This window comes from Desulfobacterales bacterium (assembly GCA_034520365.1).
Classification (GTDB): domain Bacteria; phylum Desulfobacterota; class Desulfobacteria; order Desulfobacterales; family Desulfosalsimonadaceae; genus M55B175.
Window position 1 is genome coordinate 77,026 of record JAXHNP010000002.1, and the last position, 24,923, is coordinate 101,948.

Here is a 24,923-nt window from a genome sequence, read left to right on the forward strand (position 1 = left end):
AATCAAATGAAAACAACCGGTTTATCCGCGGGCAAGCGGCTAAATTTGCTTTCAGGAAAGGACAGGCGCATATGAATTGCCGAATCAAGTGGGCTGGCGCGGCAGTGATGGCCGGGGTTCTCATGATGGTGGCCCCATGTTTTGCCGATGCGCAAGCAAGCACAGATTCCCGGTTTCCCCGGCGTAATGCCGTGGTAAAGGCGGTTGAAAAAGTAAGCGAGGCAGTGGTCAATATCAGCTCTGAATACGAGGTCAGCAGCCAGGTCAGCCCGTTTGCCCGGTTTGACATGGATTCCTTTTTTCGCGATTTTTTTGAAAAACGCTTTGAAACCCGCCGCAAGCTTAGCAGCCGGGGGTCCGGGGTTATTATCGACAGCGATCGGGGGTTTGTACTGACCAATGAGCACGTGATTGCCAAAAGCGGAACAATTACGGTGGTTTTAAAAGACGGCCGGGAGTTTCAGGCTGATATCATCGGGGCGGACCCGGAATCGGATCTCGCGGTGCTTCAGATCCGGGCGGATGAGCCGCTGCCGTCTGTTCCCATGGGCGATTCCGGCGATATTATGATCGGCGAAACCGTCATCGCCATCGGCAATCCGTTTGGGTTTTCCAATTCCGTGACCACCGGCGTGATCAGCGCGGTAAACCGAAGTGTCCGCGCGCAAAACCGGGTCTATCATGATTTTCTGCAGATTGATGCCTCGATTAACCCGGGCAACAGCGGCGGTCCGCTTTTAAACATCAACGGTGAGCTGATCGGCGTCAATACGGCCATTTATGCCAAGGCTGAGGGCATCGGGTTTGCCATCCCCATCAATACGGCCAGGAAAATTGTGTCCGACCTGATCGCCTACGGCAAGGTCATCCACGCCTGGATCGGTCTTACGGTCCAGAATGTCGATCAGCGGCTGGCGGGTTATCTTGATCTGCCCTCGGATGAAGGGATCGTGATTAAGGGCGTTGAGCCCGACAGCCCGGCTGCCAATGCTGGCATTAAAGAGGGGGATGTGGTCCTTGCCATTGACGATCAGAGCATCCGCAACGTCAGTGACTATGAATATGCCATGCGGGAGCATTCCGAGGGGGAGACCATGGCGGTCACACTGCGGCGCAATCGTTCGGAAAAGACTTTTAAAGTCAAGGCCTCGGTGTTTCCTGAGCGGCTGTCCATGAAGCTGGCCTATCAGCTGCTTGGCGTGAAAGTGGTGGGCATGGATGAGAAAAATCGGTTTAAGGCCACCATTCCGGCCAATTCCGGGGTGATTGTCTCGGAAGTGGATACCAACTCTGAGCTCGCGCGCATTGGCGTGCGACCCGGGGATGTGATTCGAAAAATCAATGATGTCGAATTGAAAAACCTCGCGGATTTCAAAGACGCGGTCATCAAATACCGGTGGAAGGAATCCGTGGTGCTGCTCGTCCAGCGCGGTGAGCGGGGGTATTATATAACGCTGCAAGTACATTGACGGATAGGTGTAGGGTATAAGGTTTAGGGTGTAAGGTGTAAGGTATTGGTGAAAACCTGTTGATGACGGCTTAATATTACTCTTCATCTTACTCTTAATAAATCCATATATCACCTTCTCCCTGTGGGAGAAGGCCGGGATGAGGGTAAAATAGGTGAAATGGATTTTCTGACGCGTTCGTTAAGCTTAGGCCGCTATGTATCCACTCGGCTCCGGGGTTATCCGGCCAAAAAGGTGCTTGTCCTGGAAGGCGGGGGCATGCGCGGGATATTTCTTACCGGCGTGCTTCAGGCATTTACGGACAGGGGGTATTTTCCGTTTGAGCTGATCATCGGCTCTTCTGCCGGGGCGCTCACCGGCACAGCGTTTGCCGCTGATCAGATTTGCCTGGCCCGGGATGCGTTTTTTAAAGAACTGCTTGGCGGGCAGTTCATCCGGATGCGAAATATCCTGCGGCCGGAAAAACACATCCTGAATCTGGACTGGATGGTTGAAAACATTGTCATGGGCAAAGATCCGTTGAACCTGAAAAGGCTTCGGCGCTCGGCCTGCCCGGTCCTGATGACAGCCACCAATGTGAGCGAGCATGAGGTGCCGGAGACCGTATATCTTAGCACCAAAAAAGACCGGATTCCCATAGCACTCAAGGCCACAGCCGCGATTCCGTTTTTCTATAGGGATTTTGTACGTTACAAGGATTATCTGCTGCTTGACGGCGGGCTGCTGGATCCCGTGCCGTACAAAAAAGCCCTTGCCATGGGATATCGAGAAGAGGATATTCTCGTGATTCTTAGCCGGCCGAAGGGCTATCGGAAAAAACGGGAATCCTTCTGGATCTCCAGGCTGTATGAGAATTACTATAAGGATTTTAAACACCGGTTTCTGCTGCTTTCCATGCATGAACGCTATCAGATGTATAACCGCGTGATCAATAATCTGGAAAGCTGTTATTCCGGCATTGATGTGATTTATCCGCCGGCGGATTTTGCGGTAAACCGCCTGACACGAAGTGAGGAAAGAATTTTAACCGGATTTATGCAGGGTGTGGATGCCGCCAAGCAATACCTGATGGTTTCAGAAAAAGCGATTTAGGGCGTCATGATGACATTTTTGCAGAAGGTAACTTATGATTCGTACTCGTGCTCGTAATCGGCCTTTAAATCCCCCGAGTACGATTACGAGTACGAGAACCGTCCCGCTCGCGCGGGACTGAGTACGATCAGGACCTTAGAAGAAGAGGATTCAATGGGACTATTCAGTTTTATTACCGGAAAATCGTCAGAAGAAATTGAAATGATCGGTGATGACTATCAGGCGGCCGGCGAGTATGGGGCGGCCAAGGTCGAATATGATAAAGCCCTGGAAAAAGCAGAAAAAAAATCACCCGAAAAGCAGGCGCTGATCCGGCGCCTTGCGGAAAAGGCGAACCAGGCCCGGGAGGCCCTGGCCGGCTCGCATATCAATGCCGCCGAAGAGTTAATCCGCCAGGAGAGTTACCAGGAGGCGGAAGACCTGCTCTATCTGGCCTATGAGTTGACGGGTGATGAAAAACTCAAAACAGATATCAAGGCAAAGGCCCGCTCGCTCTATCAGATGCCGGCCGGGGCGCCTGAAGCCGGGGACCCGGCTGAGCCGCTCGCGCAATTGCATGAATCCGAAGAAGCGGCTGATACAGAGGATGATGAGGAGGCGGCCTATTTTCATTTGCTGGTCAGCTCCCTTCCGGAAGAGATGCAGGAAGCCTATGAATCATACGGACAGACGTTTATGGAAGGTTATGTGGCGCTTAATCAGGGTGAATTTGAAACCGCAGTGAGCGCATTCAGAACGGCCATGACCGAAAATTCCGGCCCGGACAGCTGGATTGCCCTGGAGCTGGCCACGGCCTACATGCACCTTGGACAGTCCGAAAATGCCCGGGAAACTGTTGAAACCTATCTCCAGAGCAATCCCGAATCTCTGCGCGCCTATCAGCTGCTTTGCGAAATATACTGGGATGCCGGAGATTTTGAGGCAGCCGCGGATCTGTTAAACCGCAGTCCAAAAGATTTGCAGCAGTCCGGCCCCGTTCAGATGCTATTGGGCGAAACCTACTATCAGGCCGGCAGCTATGAGGCGGCCCGGGATGTGTTTCTGGATTGCGGCGAGCAATTCGGCAATGAAGAGCTGATCAGCCGGGCGCTGGCCAAAACCTATGAAGCCATGGGCGATTTTGACAAAGCCCGCCGCCTTTACGGGGAAATTTTGAACAACTGCACTAAGTGCGGCGCGCGCGTGGATCCGTTTATCAAAAGCCGGTTTGCCGAACTCAGTTTTCAGTCCGGGGACACCTCCAACCTTGTACTGGAAATGTTTCTCTCCCTGGTGCACGAGGATCCGGACAATCGGAAAGCCTATTTTGACCGGATCGGAAAGATTTATGAGGCCGCCGGCCATGCCAGTGAAGCCCGGCGCTACTATGGGTTTGCCGAATCCGCCGCCGGCTGATGCAGCGCATATGGCAACTGCAAGCACCTTTATCCATCAATTAACCGCAGCCAATCACCTTGAGCGCATCGGGATTGAACGGCTGATTTTTTATCCCGGCATGCTTTTCGGTACCGCGGACAAGTGGTGGGGCCGGCCCGGCTGCCGTCATTCCCATCACGAGGGAATTGATCTCTGCTTTTTTGAAACAGGTTCCGGCGGGTATTATCGTCTGGATGAGACCACGCGGATTCCAATGGCAGAAGACGGCCGCATCGTTCATATAATGGAAGATTTTCTGGGGCAGACCGTGGCGGTTCAACAGACAGAGGCCGGCGGCCGGGCGTTTTTAACCCTTTATGCCCATATTGAGCCGCCAAAGGGGCTTTCCGTGGGCGACCGGCTTTCCTGCGGTGAGGTGTTCGCCCGTATTGCCGCCATTAATAATCCGAAAATAAAGCTTTTGCCCCATCTCCACATTTCCATGGCCTGGGCGGATCATCTGCCGGGTTATGCCGACTGGACCTGGAAGCGGCTTAACCAGTGCGGCAGCAAATGTTTTGTCGATCCCTTAACCCGAATGCATCTGCCGCATCAGGTCTTCTCCTTTGAATTCGGCATGAATCCGGCTGATGCGTTTACCCCTGTGTCGCAGGGAGCGTTTTAAAACCTTGAAAAATCTTGCGGATTCTGTTAGTTAATCTTGGAATTAAGGCACTAAGGCGTTGAGGCACTGAGGCACTGAGTTTTTTAAACATTGGACTGTGAACGCAAAGTTACTTAGAAGTAATCCCCCCGGGCTGTGCGCCCGGGACCGAGCATAAAAGTAACTTTAAAGGCACTGAGGCACGGTAAATTTGTTCTATCTATTTTTCAGGCGGGCACGGTGGCCCGCCCTACGAATGGGAAAAACCCGATTCATCGTAGGGTCGGCCACCGTGCCGACCATAAAATCTTGATTTCATTGACCTTACACCTTATACCCTATACCTTAAACCGTGAAGTTACTTAGAAGTTAATAATAAAACCGGAAAGGCAAACCCCATGATAAGGGCAGGTGTGATAGGCGCCACCGGCTATGCCGGGGCGGAACTGGTCCGGATACTGGCCGGCCATCCCCGCGTGACGCTGACCGTTCTGACTTCAAGGCAGTATGCGGGCGCCGCGTTTGATCAGATCTATCCGGCCATGAGCGGCTGGGTCGACCTGATCTGCGAGGAATTTGATTATGACAGCATATGCGACCGCACGGATGTGATTTTCATCGCCCTGCCGCACAAACTGCCCATGGAGATCGTGCCGGAGCTGATCCGCCGGGGGAAAAAGGTGATTGATCTCTCTGCGGACTTTCGGTTTTCCGATCCGGAGCGATATGAATCCGCTTATCAGCCCCATACGGCCAAGGATTTGCTCGAACAGGCGGTCTATGGCCTCTCGGAAGTCAATACCCGGGAGATCAAGCAGGCAAGGCTTGTCGGCAATCCGGGGTGTTATCCCACAAGCGTGCTGCTCCCCCTGATTCCCCTGATCCAGCATAAGCTTCTGGAAATTGACTCAATTATTGCGGATTCAAAGTCCGGAGTGAGCGGGGCCGGCCGATCGCCCTCCCTTACCACGCATTTCTGTGAAGCCAATGAGTCCTTTAAACCCTATAAAGTGGACGGCCACCGGCATAAACCGGAAATGGACGAGGTGCTCTCTGATGCCGCCGGCGAGCCGATGGAAATCACCTTTGTGCCGCATCTTTTGCCCATGATCCGCGGCATGGAGACCACCATCTATGCGCGGCTGACAAAACCGCGCGGGCATACCGAAATCCATAATATGGTGGTGGACTATTATTCGGACTGCCCTTTCATCCGTATTCTGGATAAGGGAAATTATCCGGACACCCGAAACGTTCGGGGAACCAATTACTGTGATATCGGGTTGGCGGTTGATAAGGCACAGGGCCGGATCATTATCATGTCGGTGATTGACAACCTGGTCAAGGGCGCGGCCGGACAGGCGGTGCAGAATATGAACCTGATGCTCGGGCTCGAGGAAGTCACCGGCCTGAATACCCCGCCGTATCCTTTGTAATTTAACCCATCAAACGGGGGTGATATGCGAATCAGACAGCTTTCCATATTTATGGAAAACCGCTCCGGCCGGCTGGCCAAAATCACGACGGCCATCGGCAATGCGGGCGTCAATATCCGCGCCATGTCCCTGGCGGACACCTCGGACTTTGGAATTCTGCGCCTGGTGGTCACGGATACGGACAAAGCCCATCAAATTTTAAAAGATCAGGGGTTTACCGTCAAGGTCTCGGATGTGATTGCCGTGGCGATTCCGGATATACCGGGGGCGCTGGGCAATCTCCTGTCCATCATCGAGCTTGAGGGTCTGAATGTGGAATATATGTATGTGGTGGCAGAAAAGCACATGGATGAGGCGATTGTCATTTTCCGGTTCGATGATTTGGACCGGGCGGCTGATGTGCTGCTTGATAATGATATCCATGTGGTGGATGAGCGCAAGGTGTTGAGTGTTTAATTTTAAAAAAGAGGGAGGGGTTGTTGTGAAAAAGTCCATTATTGTGATGTGTGTTATTGCTTGCTTCGTGCTTTCGGCGACTGCGGTCTATGCTGAGCCTGAGCCGTATCATGTGGGGTGCGCATTTGCCGTGACCGGAAAAGCTTCCTGGCTGGGAGAGCCGGAGCGCAATACAGCCCGGATGGTGGCCGATGAGATCAATGCCAACGGCGGTATCAACGGCCATAAAATCGTGCTCCATATTGAGGACACGCAGGGGGAAAATACCCGGGCGGTCAACGCCGTTAAGAAACTGATCAAGAAGCACAACGTCTGCGCGGTCATCGGGCCCAGCCGGAGCGGCACGTCCCTGGCCACCATTCCGATTGCGGAAAAGGAACAGGTGCCTCTGCTCTCCTGCGCCGCAGCCGCCAAAATTACCAACCCGCCGGAGGAGCGACGGTGGATATTTAAAATGGGGCAGAATGACTCCGATGCGGTGCGCAAAATCTATGACCACATGACCGCGCGCGATATCTCAAAAGTGGGTATCATCACCGGGACCACCGGCTTTGGCGCAGCCGGCCGGGAGCAGTTAAAGGCGCTTTCCGGGGACTACGGAATTGAGATCGCAGCAGACGAAACCTACAGCCCGGGGGCGACGGATATGACCGCCCAGCTGATCCGGGTCAGAAATTCAGGCGCCCAGGCAATCGTCAACTGGTCCATCGTGCCCGCCCAATCGATTGTGCCCCGTAACGTAAAACAGCTCGGCCTGGATATGCCGCTTTATCAAAGCCATGGCTTTGCCAATATTAAGTATGCCGAGGCGGCCGGGGAAGCGGCCGAGGGATCGATCTTTCCGGCCGGCCGGATTATGGCCGCAAAAAGCGTGCCTGCCGATCATCCGCAGAAGGATGTCCTGATGGCCTATAAAAAAGCCTATGAAGCCAAATTTGATGACCAGGTCACCACCTTCGGCGGCCATGCCTATGACGCCATGCATCTGATTGCCAAGACGCTTAAAAAGGTGGGCGATGACCCGGCCAAAATCCGGGATGAGCTGGAACAAACCCGGTTTGTGGGCATTGGCGGCATTTTTGAGTTTAGCCCCACGGATCACTGCGGACTGGACAAAACCGCATTTGAGATGCTCACGGTAAAAGACGGCAAGTTTGTGGTGATAAAGGACTAACCCGGGTCTTTACTTTCTTGTCTGCATTTGATTTTTCCCTAAACTGAGTTCAGTTTAGGTTCCATCCGCTGTCAGTGGTCGAATAGCCATTGACAGCGGATAAGTTTTATTTAAACATAGCCGTTTCTATTTCGCATTCCATAATCCGGGGTGGCAGTCAATGAATCAGGTCAGCGGCTTGACCGATATTATTCAGTTTATGGTTATGGGCGTCCAGCGCGGCGCCATCTACGCCATGGTGGCCATGGGGTTTAACATTATCTATAATGCCACCGGTATTATCAATTTCGCCCAGGGCGAATTTGTGGTGCTCGGCGGTTTGATGATGGTCACGCTGACCATGGCATTGAACCTGGCCCTGCCGCTTGCCTTTATCCTGACTGTGATTGTGGTTACCGCCGTGGGTATCCTGATGGAGCGCCTGACCATTAATCCGGTCAAGACCCCGTCTGTGCTGCGGCTGATTATCATTACCATTGCGGTTTCCATTCTTTTAAAAGGCGCGGCCATGATCATCTGGGGAAAGGGCTCCCACTATATGAACCACTTTACCGATGCCCCGCCCATTGAATTTATGGGGGCCTATATCCTGCCGCAGACCCTATGGATCGTTGGCATTCTTCTTTGTGTGGTCGTTGGCCTGGTGGTGTTTTTTAACTATACCATGATCGGCAAATGCATCCGGGCGTGCGCCATAAACCGGGATGCGGCGCGGCTGGCGGGGATTAACGACCGGAAGATGGTTATGCTCTCCTTTGCCTTGTCCGCCGGCATCGGCGCCATTGCGGGCATCATTGTCACACCGATTATACAGATGGATTACGGCCGCGGCGCGCTTTTGGGCTTAAAGGGATTCGGCGCGGCGGTTCTGGGCGGTCTGGGCAACAGTATGGGGGCCGTGGTAGCCGGTGTGCTGCTGGGCATCCTCGAAGCCATGGGGGCCGGCTACATTTCTTCGCACTACATGGACGCCATGGCCCTTTTAATTCTGCTGATTGTCCTTTTTATCAAGCCAAGCGGCATATTCGGCAGTTCCGAGGCCATGCGGTTGAAAGAGTTCTGATATGCAGGGAAGGGATATCGCCGGACTGATGGCACTGATTGCGGCGGTTATTGCCGCACCGCTGACCATCGGCAATGATTACTATTTGGGCGTGCTGATTTTTGCGGCCTTTAATTGCCTGACCTGCATCGGGCTCTGTCTGCTGATGGGCTATGCCGGACAGATATCTCTGGGCCACGGCGCATTTGTGGCCATCGGGGCTTATGCAGCCGGCATTTTTACCACTTCGCTTGGCTGGTCTCCCTGGATAGCCATCTTTGCGGGTGTTTTTATCGTCGCCGCGGTGTCGGCGGTAGTGGGGATACCGACCCTGCGGTTAAAGGGCCATTACCTGGCCATGGCAACCCTGGGGTTTGCCTCGATTGTGCATATACTCGCGGTGGCCACCGTGGAGGTTACGGGCGGGCCGTCCGGTCTGTTAAACATCCCCCGGATGTCTGTTTTCGGCTATGAGCTGGATTCAGATCTTAAATACTTCTATTTCAGCTGGGCGGTGGTGGTGATCGGGCTTTACCTGGCGTTTAACCTGATTAATTCCCGGATCGGCCGCAGTCTGCGCGCGTTGCACGGCAGCGAGGATGCAGCCGCCTCGCTGGGGGTAAATATTACTGCCTGCAAAATTCAGGTCTTCGTTCTAAGTGCTGTTTACGCCTCCATCAGCGGCAGCCTGTATGCCTATTACGTTAACTACATCGATCCCGGCCCGTTTGGCGTCATGCATTCGGTGCTGCTGGTGACCATGGTGGCCGTGGGCGGGATGCATAAAATCTGGGGGGCTTTTACCGGCGCTATGCTGCTTTCCCTTCTGCCGGAAGTGCTTTCTTTTTCAACCAATTACCTTAAAGTTATCGGGATTGCCTACCAGCCGGATTACGATATTCTGGTCTACGGGGGTATACTGCTGCTGATTATGCTGTTTTTGCCGGAAGGCGTTTTTGAAGGTCTTAGCCGGGCCGCCCGGGCCGGCCGGCAATTGGTCCGGCGGTGAGAGAATGCAGGATCGTCAATCCGGACATATCCTCTGGCTGGAAAACATCCGAAAGGTGTTTGGCGGAGTGGTGGCAGTAGATGATCTGACCCTGGGGGTTGAAAAGGACAGTGTCACTTCCGTGATTGGTCCCAACGGGGCCGGCAAAACCACCGTCTTTAATCTGATCACCGGTTTTCTGCCCCCGTCCGCCGGGCAGATCAGCTACTCGGGCCGGGTGATTAACAAGTTAAAACCCCATCGCATCGCTGCTTTAGGGGTTGCCCGCACGTTTCAAAATGTCCGGCTGTTTCCGCAGATGACGGTTCTGGAAAATGTCATGGTGGGCCGCCATTTAAGGTCCAAAGCGGGCATGCTCGTTTCCGCCGCCCTTCCGCCGGCGTGGCGGCCGGAGGAAAAGCGGGTTCAGCATGAAGCGATGGGCCACCTTGAGTTCGTGGGGCTGGCCGATCATGCGGATGCCATGGCGGGCAATCTGCCCCTGGGCAGTCAGCGGATGCTTGAGATCGCCCGTGCCCTGGCAGTTGAGCCCCGCCTGATTCTTTTGGATGAGCCGGCTGCCGGGCTAAACAGCCGGGAAACCATTGCCATGGGCGAGCTGATTGAAAAAATCCGGCAGCAGCAGATCACCGTGGTGCTGGTCGAGCATGATATGGAACTGGTGATGGAAGTCTCGGACCGGGTGATTGTAATTAATTTCGGCCGGCTGATCGGCGACGGCACGCCCGAATCGGTGCAGGAAAATCCGGATGTGATTGCCGCCTATCTGGGAGAATGATGGTAAAACGCGATGCTTCGTCTGGTTAACGTCAACAGCTATTACGGTCTGGTCCACACCCTGAAGAATGTCTCCGTTCATGTTAATGAAGGCGAAATTGTCTCCATGCTGGGTGCCAACGGGGCGGGGAAAACCACCACATTAAGGGCCATCAGCGGCCTTCAGCCGGTGCGCACCGGAAAGATTTATTTTGACGGCCGGGAGATTACGAACATGAGTCCGGAGAAACTCGTGGAAATGGGGCTTGCCCATGTGCCGGAGGGCCGGCAGATTTTTCAGCCCATGTCGGTTTATGATAACCTTGAATTGGGCGGTCATCTCGTATATAAACGCCATGGGAAAAAAACCCTGAAATCCGATATCGAGCAAATCTTCGGACTGTTCCCCATACTGCGGGCCCGCCGGGATCAATACGCGGGCACGCTTTCCGGCGGGGAGCAGCAGATGCTGGCCATTGCCATGGCCCTGATGGCCAGGCCCCGGCTGCTGCTTCTGGATGAGCCCTCCATGGGGCTTGCGCCCATGATCGTCAAGGAGATCTTTCAGCGGGTGGCTGATCTCCAGGCGGAGCGTAAGCTTACGGTGCTTTTGATCGAGCAGAACGCGCGGGCGGCATTAAGAATCGCCGACCGGGGATATGTGATTGAGACCGGAAAGATCGTGCTGGAAGAGGAGGCCGGGGAACTTTTGGCCAACCAGGAGGTCAAGCGGGCCTATCTGGGCAAAGACCAACGTGAGATTTGGGAGTAGTAGCCATGTACTGGGACGAACGCATCGAATGCATGGACCGGGAGGAGCTTGCGCAGGTGCAGCTGGAGAATCTCCAGGCCACCTTAAACCGGGTCTATAAAAACGTGCGGCATTACCGGAAGGTTTTTCGGGAAGTCGATTTCATGCCCGAAGACCTTCAGTCCATCGCGGACATTCAGAAGCTTCCCTTTATCACCCGCCGCGATTTAAGTTGCAATTACCCCTATGAGATGTTTGCGGTGCCGCTGCGCGAAATCGTTCGTCTCCATACCGCCTCCTTTAATTTTGATGACCCCGTTGTCATCGGGTTTACGAAAAATGATATCCGCAGCTGGGCGGAACTGATGGCCCGGAATCTAACCGCTCTCGGGGTGGGAAAGGATGATGTGGTTCAGATCGCCCTGACTTTCGGCATTATCACCGGCCCCTTCGGGGTGCAGGTGGGGGCCGAAAGAATCGGTGCCTCGGTGATACCGATGTCCGCCGGCCGGCTTTATCAGCAGGTTAAAATCATGCGGGATTTCCGGACCACCACACTGGTATCCACGCCCACGGTGGCGCTGGGTCTTTCCCGGGTAATGGCGGAGATGAATGTGGATCCCAACAGCCTGGCGCTCAAATACGGTGTTTTGGGCTCTGAGCCCTGGTCTGAGGAGACCCGGGATGATTTGGAGACCCGGCTCTACATTACGGCCACCGACACCTACGGTCTGACCGAGATCTTCGGCCCGGGCGTGGCCTGGGAATGTCCGGAGAAAAACGGGCTGCATATCGCAGAGGATCATTTTATTCCCGAAGTTATTGATCCGGAAACTTTAGAGCCGCTCCCCCCGGGCCAGGAAGGCGAGTTGGTGCTCACCACCATAGCCAAGGAGGCGTTTCCGCTGATCCGGTTCCGCACCGGCGACTTAACCCGCCTGGATTATTCGCCATGCGCCTGCGGCCGGACCCATTGCCGGATTGCCCGGATATTTAAGCGCTCGGACGAGGTGATTGTGGTCAAAGGCACCAGTATTGCGCCCGAGCAGGTGGGCCAGGCAATCGCCCGGGTCAGCGGCGGCCAGCCTAATTTTCAGCTGGTGGTTACCCGGGAGGCGGATGCGGATCAGCTCTTGGTAATGGTGGAGATCTCTGATATGAATTTTTTTGATGAAATGAAAAAGCAGCGGCGGTTTGTGGAACGGCTTCACCGGGAAATATCTGAGACCCTTGGCTGGGAGGTCGGGGTAAGGCTTGTGGAGCCCGGCACATTTGACCCCCAGCGGCGGGTTCGGGATGAGAGGGAATTCAGGTAGAGCGATTAGCCAATACCCAAAACCTAACGCCTAGTACCTTAAATTTTTAATTGACTTGAAAGGAGTTTTCAAATGACGGCACAACTGATTAAAGGCACAGACATTCGGGAAGAAATTTTGGAGGAGCTCAGCAAGGAAGTGGCTGAAATTAAGGAAAAGCACGGCCAGGTGCCCGGCCTGGTGACTATTCTGGTGGGGGAGAATCCGGCCTCTGTTTCCTATGTGACGCTTAAAGTGAAAACCGCTGACCGGCTGGGTTTTAAAGAGATTCAGGACAATCAGCCGGAGGATATTTCCGAAGCGGACCTGCTGGCGCTGATTGACAAGTACAACAAGGATGACTCCATCCACGGCATTCTGGTGCAGCTGCCCCTGCCGGATCATATCGACGATAAAAAGATCTTAAACGCCATTGATCCGGATAAAGACGTTGACGGGTTTCACCCGGTCAATGTCGGCCGCCTGATGATCGGCGGCTCTGAGGTCAAGTTTCCGCCCTGCACGCCGGCGGGTATCCAGGAGATGATTATCCGGGGCGGCGTTGAAACCAGCGGCGCGGAGGTCGTGGTGGTCGGCCGGTCCAATATCGTGGGGAAACCGATCGCCAACATGATGGTGCAGAAGGGCCCGGGCGCCAACTCCACCGTAACCATCGTCCACACCCGGACCAAGGATCTGGAGGGCCATTGCAAGCGTGCGGATATTCTGATCGTGGCCGCCGGCGTCCCCGGATTGGTCAAGCCCGAATGGATTAAACCCGGCGCCTGTGTCATTGATGTCGGTGTTAACCGGGTGGGTGAGAAGATCAGCGAGAAGACCGGCAAGAAAGTGGCCATCCTGCGCGGTGACGTGGATTTTGATGCGGCCAAGGAAATTGCCGGATCCATTACCCCTGTGCCGGGCGGGGTCGGTCCCATGACCATCACCATGCTGATGCGAAATACGGTCAACTCATTGAAATACAAACTCGGACTGATGAGCTAGGCCAAATTTTTTCAATTCCGATTCGATCGGATTTGAATGGGGATAAAAAAACCATGTCTTGCGCGGCATGGTTTTTTTATCCCCTGTCCCCGTGCGGCAGCCGGTTTCGCCGGGCACGGTAAATTGGTTCTGGCGATAGGACGCATAAACATGGGGTTGTTCGCATGTGAGGTCGGCGCGGTGGCCGACTCTACGATGGTTGTCCGCTGGCCCAACGCAGTGTAGCGCGGGCCACCGTGCCCGCCTTAAAATTGATAGAACAAATTCACCGTGTCTCGCAGGGGATCGTTGCTTGACATTTTGATATTTATGAAGATATTATAGCTTCTATTTTGCGAAACCATCAGATTTTGCTTATGAAAAACCGACTGATTCTGTTTATCTACGATTACAGCGGATCCTATGTAAAGCTCAAGCGATTCACCAGCGGCCATCTTTGGCTTTTGGCGGGAATTGTCCTGGCATTGGCGGCTGCCTGCAGCGTTGCTCTGGTTCATTATGCCCATTTGATTGCCGCGCATGAGGAAACCCGCGAATTAAAGCATCAGGTCACTGAACTGAAGTCTTCCCTGGCGCAGCGCGATGAACAGATTAAAGAATTCACCGTTAAAATTGATGGGCTTCAGTTAAAACTGGTAAAACTGAATCGCTATGAGCAAAAGATCCGTCAGCTCGTCGGTAAAAAGGCAGGCGGCGATAACCTAGAGGCCTATGGCATCGGCGGCACGATTTCCGAGTCGGCGGCGGCGGATTTCCTCTCATCTGAAGAATATCATCAGATAATCCGCGGCATTGATGATTCCGTTGAAAGCGTGGGTGATGCGGCGGAAGCCCAGCAGAACCAGTTTGAGGCTTTATGGAAGACACTCAGGGCATTGAAAAACCTGGAAGCCGCCACCCCCTCGATCAGACCGGTGGATGGCGGGTGGATTTCCTCCACGTTCGGCTACCGGCTCTCCCCGTTTACTGGTAAACGGGAATTGCATTCGGGTGTCGATATCGCCTGTCAAAAAGGCACGCCCATCAAAGCCACCGCCGATGGTAAGGTCGTATATGCAGGTGTTAAGGGGTTAATGGGAAAAACCGTGGTTGTTGACCATGGATTCGGAATCAAGACGCGATACGGCCATTTGAATAAAATCCGGGTCACGGACGGCCAGAAAGTTACAAGAAATGAAGTGATTGGCGAAATGGGCAGTACCGGCCGCAGCACCGGCCCGCATGTCCATTATGAGGTCCGGTTAAATGATGTGCCGGTGGATGCTGAAAAATACATGACCCGGCGTCTGGCCGAAAATTAAGCTTTCCCCTTTGCCTGCCTGCGCTTTACCTGGTAAATTAAATGTTCATCAATCCAATTCAGCAAGGACGTTGGATACATGCAGTTAAGTACGGCAACCAATAAATTTCTCCTTAAACTTTTTGGGAGCAAAAACGAGCGGATCCTCCGGCGGTATTATCCCATTGTGGATCAAATCAATGCGTGGGAGCCGCAAATCAGTGCCATGAGCGACGCGGACCTGGCCGCCCAAACCGAGCGTTTCAAGGAGCGCTATCAGGCCGGGGAAACCCTGGATGATCTGCTGCCCGAGGCGTTTGCCACGGTTCGCGAGGCCTGCTGGCGAACCCTTGAGATGCGGCATTTTGACGTGCAGCTGATCGGCGCGGTGGTGCTCCATGAAGGTTGTATCGCGGAAATGAAAACCGGTGAAGGCAAAACCCTGGTGGCCCCGATGGCCGCCTATTTAAATGCCATCACCGGCAAGGGCGTCCATATCATCACGGTCAACGACTATCTGGCCCACCGGGATGCGGACTGGATGGGGAATATCTATAAGTTTATGGGCCTAAGCGTTGGTTCCATCGTTCACGGCATGGACGATTACGAGCGCAAAGCGGCCTATAATTGCGACATCATTTACGGCACCAACAATGAATTCGGGTTCGACTATCTTCGGGATAATATGAAGTTTGACCCGGAAACCCTGGTGCAGCGCGAGCTGTATTTTGCCATTGTGGACGAGGTGGACTCTATCCTGATTGACGAGGCCCGGACCCCGCTCATTATTTCCGGCCCGGCGGAGAAATCCACCCACCTGTATTATCAGGTCAATTCCATCATCCCTTCATTGGAGGCGGAAACGGACTATACGGTGGATGAAAAGGCCAAATCCGCCATGCTCACAGAAGACGGAGTGGCCAGGACGGAGAAGCTTCTAAATGTCGACAACCTCTATGACTCTAAGAATATTGACCTGCTCCACCACGTTAATCAGGCGCTTAAGGCGCATACCCTGTTCAAGCGCGACGTGGACTATATTGTTAAAGAGGGCGAGGTTATCATTGTCGATGAGTTCACCGGCCGCCTCATGCCGGGCCGCCGGTTCAGCGAAGGCCTTCACCAGGCGCTTGAGGCCAAGGAAAAGGTCAAGATCGAAAACGAGAACCAGACACTGGCCACCATCACATTTCAGAACTACTTCCGGATGTATGACAAGCTAAGCGGCATGACCGGGACCGCGGATACAGAGGCCGCGGAGTTCAAGAAAATTTATAACCTGGACGTGGTGGTGATCCCCACGAATGAACCCATGATCCGGGAGGACCATCCGGATGTGATTTATCAGACCAAGAAGGAAAAATATGAGGCTGTTCTCGATGAAATTGCCGAGCTCTATAACAAAGGCCAGCCCGTGCTCGTGGGCACGGTATCCATTGATGTATCCGAGGAGCTAAGCCGGCGGCTGAAAAAACGCGGCGTGCCGCACAACGTGTTAAACGCCAAGAACCATGAGGCGGAGGCTGAAATCATCGCCAACGCCGGGCAGAAAGGCGTGGTGACCATCTCTACCAATATGGCCGGCCGCGGCACGGACATCAAACTTGGCGAGGGCGTGGTTGAGCGCGGCGGCCTGCATATCCTGGGCACCGAGCGCCACGAGAGCCGCCGGATCGATAACCAGCTGCGGGGCCGCTCCGGCCGGCAGGGCGATCCCGGTTCTTCGCGGTTTTATCTTTCCCTGGAAGATGACCTGCTCCGGATTTTCGGCGGAGAGCGGATCTCCGGGTTTATGGACCGGCTGGGCATGGAGGAAGGCGAGCCGATTCAGCACAAGATGATATCGCGCGCCATTGAAAACGCCCAGAGCAAGGTGGAAGGGCATAATTTCCAGATCAGAAAACAGCTTTTGGACTTTGACGATGTCATGAATCAGCAGCGCGAGATGATTTACGAACATCGCCAGCAGGCCCTGGGCAAGGAAAGCCTGCGTCCGGTGATTGAAGAAATGATCGGGGAGAAGGCTGATGATATCGTAAACACCTATTCCGATGAGAAGATGCCGGTCACGGAGTGGGATCTCAAGGGCATGCGCGATGCGGTGTTTGAACAGTTTAATATGCGGGTAAACATCAATCCGGATTCAGTGGAAGGTCTGGCTCCGGAGAAGGTGGCGGACTGGATTCAGGATGAGGCCGTCCGGGCGTATGAGGAAAAACGGGCCACCATTGGGGCAAAGGATTTCCGGGAAATCGAGCGGATCGTAATGCTCCAGACCGTGGATAACCTCTGGAAGGATCACCTCCTGTCCATGGATCACTTAAAGGAGGGAATCGGGCTGAGGGGCTATGCCCAGCAGGATCCGCTGATGGCCTATAAAAAGGAAGCCTATGAAATGTTTCAGGATCTGATCTACCGGATCAAGGAGGAGACCTTAAAGATCCTGTTCCGGATCCAGATCTCCGAGCCAAGTGAGGTTTCTGAACTGGCCCAGCCCGAGGAGCAGGAGATGAACTTCTCCCACGGCGAGGCGGGGCAGCAGAAAAAGAAGCCGGTCAAGCGCGATGGCGAGAAGGTGGGCAGAAACGATCCCTGTCCCTGCGGCAGCGGAAAGAAATACAAGAAATGCTGCGGCAGGTAATGATGCTTGAATTCCTGCCCGGATTTTTTATAATAGGGATATCAAACAATGGCATTATTGGAAAATGTGTTTATATTTTTTATTAAATACGATTTATCAAAATTTTTGTCACCGGGAGGGATACTATGACCGGGTACGACCCGGAGACAGAAGAAAAGGTGGTCTCCGAGACCGAGCAAGAAGTGACGGAGCCGCCCATGTATCGTGTGCTTTTGCACAACGACGATTACACGACAATGGAATTTGTTGTGGAATTGCTGATGTATATTTTTAACAAATCCCTTGAGGAGGCCACCCAAATCATGCTGAATGTGCACCGCAGCGGCAAAGGGGTTTGCGGTATCTATACCTATGAAGTGGCAGAGACCAAGGTCGAAATGGTGCATCAGCTTGCCAAAGAACGGGGCTTTCCGTTGAAAAGTACGATGGAAAAGGTGTAGCGAAAATGATCAGTAAAGGTCTTAGCGCAATATTGAGTTATGCAGTGAAAGAGGCCCGCAAGCGGCGCCACGAATATGTGTGCGTGGAGCATATCCTGTATGCCATTGTGCACGACAGCGGCGGCATAGAGATTATTGAAAGCTGCGGCGGCAATATCGAAAACATCCAAAACGAGCTGGAGCGGTTTTTCAACGAGAAGATGGAGCGTGTGCCCGAGGATCAGGAGTATGTGCTGCAGCAGACCATGCGCTTTCAGCGGGTGATCCAGCGGGCGGTCAACCATGCCCGGTCCGCTGAAAAGGATTCGGTATATATCGGCGATATCCTGGCCTCCATCCTGGAAGAAAAAAATTCCCATGCTGCCTATTTCATGGCGGCCGAGGGGATTACCCGGCTGGATGTGTTAAACGTGATTTCCCACGGCATCCGGGGCGAGCACTTCAAGGAAGGGGATGCGCCGGAAGGCGGCGTGGTCACCGAGAAAAAAGGCAAAAAGAAAACCGATCCCCTGGAAGCCTTTACCATCGATCTGGTGGACCGGGCATTGAAGGGAAAGCTCGACCCCCTGATCGGCCGGGAGGCGGAAATGGACCGGACCGTCCAGGTGCTCTGCCGCCGCCGCAAAAACAACCCGGTGTTTGTGGGCGATCCGGGGGTCGGAAAAACCGCCATGGCCGAGGGCCTGGCCCAGCGTATCGCCAACGGCGACATGCCGGATATACTGGCGGAAGCCCGGATTTATTCCCTGGATCTGGGGGCGCTTTTGGCCGGCACCAAGTATCGCGGGGATTTTGAGCAGCGGCTTAAATCGGTGATCGCCTCGCTCCAGCGAAAAACCAATGCGATCCTGTTTATCGATGAGATCCATACCATTGTGGGCGCGGGTGCGACGAGCAGCGGCTCCATGGATGCATCCAATATCCTGAAGCCGTCCCTGGTGACGGGGGAACTGCGCTGCATCGGCTCAACCACCTACGAGGAGTTTAAGAACTTCTTTGAAAAGGACCGGGCGTTTTCCCGGCGGTTTGAAAAGATCGAGATCGCCGAGCCGTCAACCGCGGATGCCGTGAAGATCCTGAAGGGCCTGAAATCCTATTATGAGGATCATCACCAGATTGAATACACGGAAAAATCTCTGAAATCGGCGGCGGAATTGTCCGCCAAATATATCAATGAGCGGTTTTTACCGGATAAGGCCATTGACGTGATTGATGAAGCCGGGGTGCTGCTGCGCCTGACCGGCGCCTCAAACCGCAAGCGGGTCCAGCCGACGGATATTGAAAAAGTCGTGTCCAAGATGGCCCGCATCCCCACGGAAAGCGTCACCTCCTCGGATCGAAACAACCTGGAAAATCTGGCGGAGCGCCTGCAATCTAAAATTTTCGGGCAGGATTCGGCCATTGCATCCTTGACAAAAGCCATCAAGCGCTCGCGCGCCGGACTTTCCGCACCTGAGCGGCCCATCGGCTCGTTTCTGTTTACCGGCCCGACCGGTGTGGGAAAAACCGAGGTGGCCCGGCAGATTGCATATCAGCTCGGCATTCAGTTTCTGCGGTTTGATATGAGCGAATACATGGAAAAACATGCCGTGGCCCGGCTGATCGGCGCCCCGCCTGGATACATCGGGTTTGATCAGGGGGGGCTGCTGACCGATCAGATCCGCAAATATCCTTACAGCGTGCTGCTTTTGGACGAGATCGAGAAGGCGCACATGGATATGTACAATATCCTTCTGCAGGTCATGGATCATGCGGCATTAACCGATAATAACGGAAAAACCGCGGATTTTCGAAACGTGATCCTGATCATGACATCCAATGCCGGGGCACGGGAGATGGCCAGTACATCCATCGGTTTTGGCAGTGATGCCCGGACCGATCCGGGCAGCAAGGGGAAACGGGCGGTGGAGCAGTTTTTCAGTCCGGAATTCAGAAACCGGCTGGATGATACGATTACATTTAATTCCTTGAATACCGATATCATGGTGCAGGTGGTGGATAAGTTCATCGAGGAGATGAGGCCGCAGCTTGAGGCCAAGAAAGTGCGCCTCCGACTCTCAGATGCCACCCGGCGCTGGCTGGCCAGAAAGGGCCATGACCCCACTTTCGGCGCCCGGCCCCTGGATCGGGTCATCCAGAGGGAAATCAAGGATGTGCTGACGGATCAGATCCTTTTCGGCAACCTCACCAAAGGCGGCGACGTCTTTGTCAAGGTCAAGGATGACAGGCTGATATTTTCCTACTCATAGCCGACTATGCCGATTTTTCGCCTGTCAGACAAGGTGTCTTTTCCGCCCCCCCATTTCGCCGGCCGGGAAGGCCTGCTGGCGGTGGGGGGCGACCTCAGCACCGAACGGCTTCTGCTGGCCTACCGAATGGGGATTTTCCCCTGGTTTTCAGACAGTGATCCGATTTTGTGGTGGTCTCCGGATCCCCGCCTTGTGCTATATCCGCAGGATATTCATGTGCCCAAACGGCTCCGCCGGACAATCCGGCAGGGTGTGTTTAACGTTACAAGCGATACGGCGTTTGAACACGTGATCCAGCGCTGCGCCCGGATCCGTATGGAAAGCGGCGAAGGCACCTGGATTACGGATGCCATGATTAAAGCCTACTGCCGCCTGTTTGCGGCCGGATATGCCCATTCCGTGGAAACCTGGCAGAACGGAAACCTGGTGGGCGGCCTCTACGGGGTCTCACTTGGCGGGTGTTTTTTTGGCGAATCCATGTTCTCGGAGGTAAGCGAGGCCTCCAAAGTGGCGCTGGTTTCACTTTGCATGTTTCTTCAGGCGCATGAATTTGATATGGTGGATTGCCAGCTTACCACAGCACATCTTTTATGGATGGGCGCGCAGGAAATCAGCCGAACCGCTTTTTTAAAGCACCTGCAGCTATCCATGCGGAAAAAAACGTTAAGGGGGCCGTGGGCGGTTCGGCTGCCGGATTTTAACGGACGCTCCGGGACGCCCGCCGCCAACCAGCAGCCGCTCCATCAATAAAATCGTGGGGCGGACAAGCGCCGGCGCATCCGCCGAACCCCTGCAACCGCAGTTGCATTAAAGGGAGGAGAGAATGGCACAGGACTGCATATTCTGCAAAATCATTGATGGGGAGATCCCCACCGAATTCGTCCATCAGGATGACAACCTCGTGGTCTTTAAGGACATTAACCCCCTGGCGCCGGTCCATCTGTTAATTGTGCCGAAACGGCACATCCGCGGCATCAATGATTTAGCGGATGGAGACCGGGAGATTCTGGCGGAACTCATCTTGATGGCCCGTGATATGGCCAAACGGTTCTCGATTGATAAGTCCGGGTATCGAATATTTTTCAATGTGGAAAAAGGCGGGGGCCAGGAAGTTTTCCACCTCCACATGCATATGATCGGCGGCTGGGAGTAGCCGGAGTGGCTAAGAAATCGCCGGTCTTTGAAAAGATTTACCGGGATTACCTGGATCAGGTCGCAGCCCTTGATTTGTCGGGAAAAGAGGAGCTGTTAGGCATCCGCCGGAGCGAAGAGGGCATATGGGTTCCTTTTTTTAACCGGCAGTTTTGTGTTGCCTCCACAGGCATCACCGATGCTTCGGGCCGGCAGCCGATCCATGCGGTGAGCGTGGGGCTTTGCCGGTATTTGATTTTATGCCCGGACAGGCTTCCGGAAAGCGGCACGGAATGGGTGTCTTACCGGGGTTTCAAGGATGCCGCCCCATTTGCCGCGGCATTTGCCAAAAATACGGAAGCGGCCATTGCGGAAAATTTCGCCGGTCGGCTGACGGAGCTTGAGGCGGCTGGCCGGGAATTGGGCGGGGCCCCCATTGAAACGGATCTGTCCTATGATCTGACCCTGCGGTTCGATGGACTGCCCCGCGTGCCGGTATTTCTGCTGTTCAATGATGCGGATGATGAGTTCGGCGCCGAATGCTCGGTGCTTTTTGAAAAACGGGCGGAGGCGTTTCTGGACATGGAGTGCCTGGCCATTGTGGGCTGGCTGCTTTCCGATTACCTGGCTCAGGCCGCCGGGATAGGAGATAAGACGCTGATATAGGCTGCGGATTAATTTTTCCAGATTGTCATTCCGAGGAGCGAGAGCGGGGCTGAATAATGACAACCGAAATGATATATTGAAAAGGGGGCTTCTAAGTAACTTCACAGGTTTTAGGTTTTGGGTATTAGGTATTAGGTCAATGAAATCAAGAATTTATGGTCGGCACGGTGGCCGACCCTACGATGAATCGGGTTTTTCCTCATTCGTAGGGCGGGCCACCGTGCCCGCCTGAAAAATAGATAGAACAAATTTACCGTGCCTTAGTGCCTTTAAAGTTATTAGGCTCACTCCCGGGCGCACGGCCCGGTGGTAGGAATACTCCTAAGTTATTGAAGAAGGGATTTGCATTGGGAAAAACAGTTGCTGAGAAAATATTTGACGCGCATGTCGTGGATAACCCGGCGGGCGATATTTACGTGCTCCGACTGGACGCGGTGTTCTGCCACGAGATCACCACGCCCGTTGCCATAAATGACTTAGTCCGGCGCGGCAAGGACCGGGTGTTTGATCCCACCAAAATCAAGGCGGTGATCGACCATGTCACGCCGGCCAAGGATTCCAAGACCGCGCTTCAGGGAAAAATCGTCCGGGACTGGGCCCGGCGGCACAATATCCCGGACTTTTTTGATATCGGCAGAAACGGGGTTTGCCACGCCATATTTCCGGAAAAAGGGTTTGCGCGCCCCGGCTATACCATCATCATGGGCGATTCGCACACCTGCACCCACGGGGCCTTTGGCGCATTTGCCGCAGGCGTTGGCACCACGGATTTAGAGGTGGGGATTTTAAAAGGGGTGTGTGCCTTCAAATACCCCGGCACCATCAAAATCGAAGTAACCGGCGACCTGCCGGCCGGCGTGTATGCCAAGGATGTCATCCTCTCTATTATCGGTAAAATCGGGGTAAGCGGGGCCACCAACAAGGTGATCGAGTTCACCGGAGCGGTGATCGAAAATATGAGCATGGAGGCACGAATGACCGTCTCCAACATGGCGGTTGAGGCCGGCGCCACCTGCGGCATCTGCTACCCGGACAAGACCACAGTGGATTACCTCTGGCCCTATATTCAAACGGAGTTCGATTCCAAGCAAGCAGCGCTTGCCGCCTATCAGGCGTTTCTGCCGGATGCGGATGCCCCCTATGATGAAATCATTACCATTGACGCGGCGCGCCTGGAACCCATGGTTACCTATGGCTATAAGCCTGAGAATGTGACGCCTGTATCTGAAATGGCCGGCACACCGGTGGACCAGGTCTATATCGGCTCCTGCACCAACGGCCGGCTGGAGGACCTGCGCGTGGCCGCGGAAGTGTTAAAGGGCCGGCGGATCAGCGATTCGGTGCGCGGCATTGTATCCCCGGCAACGCCCGGGGTCTATCAGCAGGCCCTGGAAGAAGGGATTATCAAAATTTTTATGGATGCGGGCTTTTGCGTGACCAACCCCACCTGCGGCGCGTGCCTGGGCATGAGCAACGGCGTGCTGGCCGAGGGTGAGGTCTGTGCCTCCACCACCAACCGAAATTTTTCCGGCCGGATGGGCAAGGGCGGCATGGTGCATCTGATGAGCCCGGCCACCGCCGCGGCAACAGCCATTGCCGGTGAAATCAGCAATGCGAACCCCTATAACGGCTAAGGAATTTATATATGACAGATTTCTCTGGAAAGGTCCTTTTTCTGGACCGCTCGGATATTAATACCGATGAGATCATTCCGGCCCGCTATTTAACCGAAATCACCAAAGAAGCATTAAAGCCGCATCTTCTGGAAGACCTTGATCTGGATGGGTTTGACCCGGCACGCGACATCCCGGGAAAATCCGTAATTGTCACACGCGCCAATTTCGGCTGCGGCTCCTCCCGGGAACATGCCCCGTGGGCCCTCGAGGTAAACGGCATCCAAATAGTGATTGCCGAGAGTTTCGCCCGGATCTTCCGGCAGAACATGTTCAACTGCGGTATGATGGCGGTGGAGCTTGAGAAACCGGCCATTGATAAGTTGTTCGCAGATTTTTCTGGTAAAGAGGCTTTCTTTGAAACGGATTTGGCGAACAGCCGGTTTATCATCTCCGCTGACGGGCAAAGCGCCGAATTCGGCTTTTCAATATCCGATTTTGACCGGTCCCTGATAGAGGCCGGCGGGTGGGTTGAGTATGCGGATGCCCATTATTAAAAGGAGGTTTGATGGCTGACAATCATTTCATTCATATGACCCCGGCGCAGTATCAAGCTTACCTCAGCTCAAAAAATGAAAAGGATTTTTTGCTTGTTGACGTCCGGCAGCCGCAGGAATACGAACAAACCCATATTCCCGGGGCTTCGCTGATGCCGCTTTCCGATTTTGAATCCCGGGTTTTTGAACTGCCGACTGACAAGGAACTGATATTTTACTGCACGTCCGGCAATCGCTCGCAGATGGCGGCCATGCTGGCCGGTGAGGCAGAGATCACGGAAAAGCCGATTTATCATTTAGCCGGCGGCATTCTGGCGTGGACCGGCAAAACCGTCACAGATTTCCCGAAAGTTAAGATCTTCACCTCAGCCGCCAGTTTCGAAGAATTGCTTTATACCGCCATGGATATGGAACGCGGTGCAGAGCGGTTTTATCAGTACATGCGGGATCAATATTCGGATTATCCCTTCGCCAAAACCTTTGATCAGCTCTCAAAGGTTGAAACCGCGCATGCCCGGATCATCTATGACGTTTACAGGAAAACCGCGGCTGCCGAACCGGAATCCTTTGATGTTTTTTACGAAAAACTCCAAGGGGAAATTCTGGAGGGCGGCGAGGGCCTGGCGGAAATGATACCCAGGCTTGAATCGATTGACAGCCATGTCTGCGCCTCGCTTATGGAGATCGCTTTAAATATCGAGTATGCGGCCTATGATTTATACCGCACCGCTGCTGCGGATCATGTGGAAAGCCGGGAAGCCGCCGATCTTTTCTTAAATATTGCCCAGGCCGAGAAAACCCACATGCGCATGATCGCCAAGGCCCTGGCGGATTGCGGGTAA

The 24,923-nt window shown here is 54.1% G+C and carries 23 protein-coding genes; all 23 read left to right on the forward strand.

The window, feature by feature from the left end; translation table 11 throughout:
- Positions 1 to 71: 71 nt before the first annotated feature.
- Complete coding sequence (locus tag U5L07_00615) at positions 72 to 1,469, forward strand: Do family serine endopeptidase (GenBank protein ID MDZ7830232.1); 1,398 nt, start codon at positions 72 to 74, stop codon at positions 1,467 to 1,469.
- A 159-nt stretch (positions 1,470 to 1,628) separates the two neighbouring features.
- Positions 1,629 to 2,561 carry a patatin family protein gene (locus U5L07_00620; protein MDZ7830233.1) on the forward strand — a complete coding sequence of 311 codons (933 nt, stop codon included), beginning with the start codon at positions 1,629 to 1,631 and terminating at the stop codon, positions 2,559 to 2,561.
- A 153-nt stretch (positions 2,562 to 2,714) separates the two neighbouring features.
- Entirely contained in the window at positions 2,715 to 3,956 is a 1,242-nt protein-coding gene (locus U5L07_00625; protein ID MDZ7830234.1) for a tetratricopeptide repeat protein, read from the forward strand.
- A 10-nt stretch (positions 3,957 to 3,966) separates the two neighbouring features.
- Positions 3,967 to 4,602, forward strand: coding sequence for a hypothetical protein (locus U5L07_00630; protein MDZ7830235.1), 636 nt, complete (start codon positions 3,967 to 3,969; stop codon positions 4,600 to 4,602).
- Positions 4,603 to 4,979: 377 nt separating this feature from the next.
- Positions 4,980 to 6,017 carry an N-acetyl-gamma-glutamyl-phosphate reductase gene (gene argC / locus U5L07_00635; protein ID MDZ7830236.1) on the forward strand — a complete coding sequence of 346 codons (1,038 nt, stop codon included), beginning with the start codon at positions 4,980 to 4,982 and terminating at the stop codon, positions 6,015 to 6,017.
- A 24-nt stretch (positions 6,018 to 6,041) separates the two neighbouring features.
- Complete coding sequence (locus U5L07_00640; protein MDZ7830237.1) at positions 6,042 to 6,473, forward strand: ACT domain-containing protein; 432 nt, start codon at positions 6,042 to 6,044, stop codon at positions 6,471 to 6,473.
- Positions 6,474 to 6,498: 25 nt separating this feature from the next.
- Positions 6,499 to 7,647: an ABC transporter substrate-binding protein gene (locus tag U5L07_00645; GenBank protein ID MDZ7830238.1), complete on the forward strand. Its 1,149-nt coding sequence runs from the start codon at positions 6,499 to 6,501 to the stop codon at positions 7,645 to 7,647.
- Positions 7,648 to 7,807: 160 nt separating this feature from the next.
- Positions 7,808 to 8,710 carry a branched-chain amino acid ABC transporter permease gene (locus U5L07_00650; protein MDZ7830239.1) on the forward strand — a complete coding sequence of 301 codons (903 nt, stop codon included), beginning with the start codon at positions 7,808 to 7,810 and terminating at the stop codon, positions 8,708 to 8,710.
- Position 8,711: 1 nt separating this feature from the next.
- The gene (locus U5L07_00655) at positions 8,712 to 9,698 is read left to right on the forward strand and encodes a branched-chain amino acid ABC transporter permease (GenBank protein ID MDZ7830240.1); all 987 of its coding nucleotides are present in this window, start codon (positions 8,712 to 8,714) and stop codon (positions 9,696 to 9,698) included.
- Positions 9,699 to 9,702: 4 nt separating this feature from the next.
- Entirely contained in the window at positions 9,703 to 10,476 is a 774-nt protein-coding gene (locus U5L07_00660) for an ABC transporter ATP-binding protein (GenBank protein ID MDZ7830241.1), read from the forward strand.
- Positions 10,477 to 10,488: 12 nt separating this feature from the next.
- Positions 10,489 to 11,226, forward strand: a complete 738-nt coding sequence (locus tag U5L07_00665) for an ABC transporter ATP-binding protein (GenBank protein MDZ7830242.1) — start codon at positions 10,489 to 10,491, stop codon at positions 11,224 to 11,226.
- Between the two features lie 5 nt (positions 11,227 to 11,231).
- Positions 11,232 to 12,521 (forward strand): phenylacetate--CoA ligase, encoded by a 1,290-nt coding sequence (locus tag U5L07_00670; protein MDZ7830243.1) that lies wholly within the window; start codon positions 11,232 to 11,234, stop codon positions 12,519 to 12,521.
- A 72-nt stretch (positions 12,522 to 12,593) separates the two neighbouring features.
- Positions 12,594 to 13,505: a bifunctional methylenetetrahydrofolate dehydrogenase/methenyltetrahydrofolate cyclohydrolase FolD gene (gene folD / locus U5L07_00675; GenBank protein ID MDZ7830244.1), complete on the forward strand. Its 912-nt coding sequence runs from the start codon at positions 12,594 to 12,596 to the stop codon at positions 13,503 to 13,505.
- Positions 13,506 to 13,861: 356 nt separating this feature from the next.
- Positions 13,862 to 14,806 (forward strand): peptidoglycan DD-metalloendopeptidase family protein, encoded by a 945-nt coding sequence (locus tag U5L07_00680; protein ID MDZ7830245.1) that lies wholly within the window; start codon positions 13,862 to 13,864, stop codon positions 14,804 to 14,806.
- 78 nt (positions 14,807 to 14,884) lie between these two features.
- Positions 14,885 to 17,425: a preprotein translocase subunit SecA gene (gene secA, locus U5L07_00685; GenBank protein ID MDZ7830246.1), complete on the forward strand. Its 2,541-nt coding sequence runs from the start codon at positions 14,885 to 14,887 to the stop codon at positions 17,423 to 17,425.
- Between the two features lie 125 nt (positions 17,426 to 17,550).
- The gene (clpS, locus tag U5L07_00690; protein ID MDZ7830247.1) at positions 17,551 to 17,865 is read left to right on the forward strand and encodes an ATP-dependent Clp protease adapter ClpS; all 315 of its coding nucleotides are present in this window, start codon (positions 17,551 to 17,553) and stop codon (positions 17,863 to 17,865) included.
- 5 nt (positions 17,866 to 17,870) lie between these two features.
- The gene (gene clpA / locus U5L07_00695; protein MDZ7830248.1) at positions 17,871 to 20,114 is read left to right on the forward strand and encodes an ATP-dependent Clp protease ATP-binding subunit ClpA; all 2,244 of its coding nucleotides are present in this window, start codon (positions 17,871 to 17,873) and stop codon (positions 20,112 to 20,114) included.
- Positions 20,115 to 20,120: 6 nt separating this feature from the next.
- Positions 20,121 to 20,864, forward strand: coding sequence for a leucyl/phenylalanyl-tRNA--protein transferase (gene aat, locus U5L07_00700; GenBank protein ID MDZ7830249.1), 744 nt, complete (start codon positions 20,121 to 20,123; stop codon positions 20,862 to 20,864).
- 73 nt (positions 20,865 to 20,937) lie between these two features.
- The gene (locus U5L07_00705) at positions 20,938 to 21,267 is read left to right on the forward strand and encodes a histidine triad nucleotide-binding protein (GenBank protein ID MDZ7830250.1); all 330 of its coding nucleotides are present in this window, start codon (positions 20,938 to 20,940) and stop codon (positions 21,265 to 21,267) included.
- A gap of 5 nt (positions 21,268 to 21,272) precedes the next feature.
- Positions 21,273 to 21,911, forward strand: coding sequence for a DUF3786 domain-containing protein (locus tag U5L07_00710; GenBank protein MDZ7830251.1), 639 nt, complete (start codon positions 21,273 to 21,275; stop codon positions 21,909 to 21,911).
- 347 nt (positions 21,912 to 22,258) lie between these two features.
- On the forward strand, positions 22,259 to 23,545 hold the full coding sequence (locus U5L07_00715; protein ID MDZ7830252.1) for a 3-isopropylmalate dehydratase large subunit: 1,287 nt from the start codon (positions 22,259 to 22,261) through the stop codon (positions 23,543 to 23,545).
- Between the two features lie 11 nt (positions 23,546 to 23,556).
- Positions 23,557 to 24,081, forward strand: coding sequence for a 3-isopropylmalate dehydratase small subunit (locus tag U5L07_00720; protein ID MDZ7830253.1), 525 nt, complete (start codon positions 23,557 to 23,559; stop codon positions 24,079 to 24,081).
- 11 nt (positions 24,082 to 24,092) lie between these two features.
- Entirely contained in the window at positions 24,093 to 24,923 is an 831-nt protein-coding gene (locus U5L07_00725) for a rhodanese-like domain-containing protein (protein MDZ7830254.1), read from the forward strand.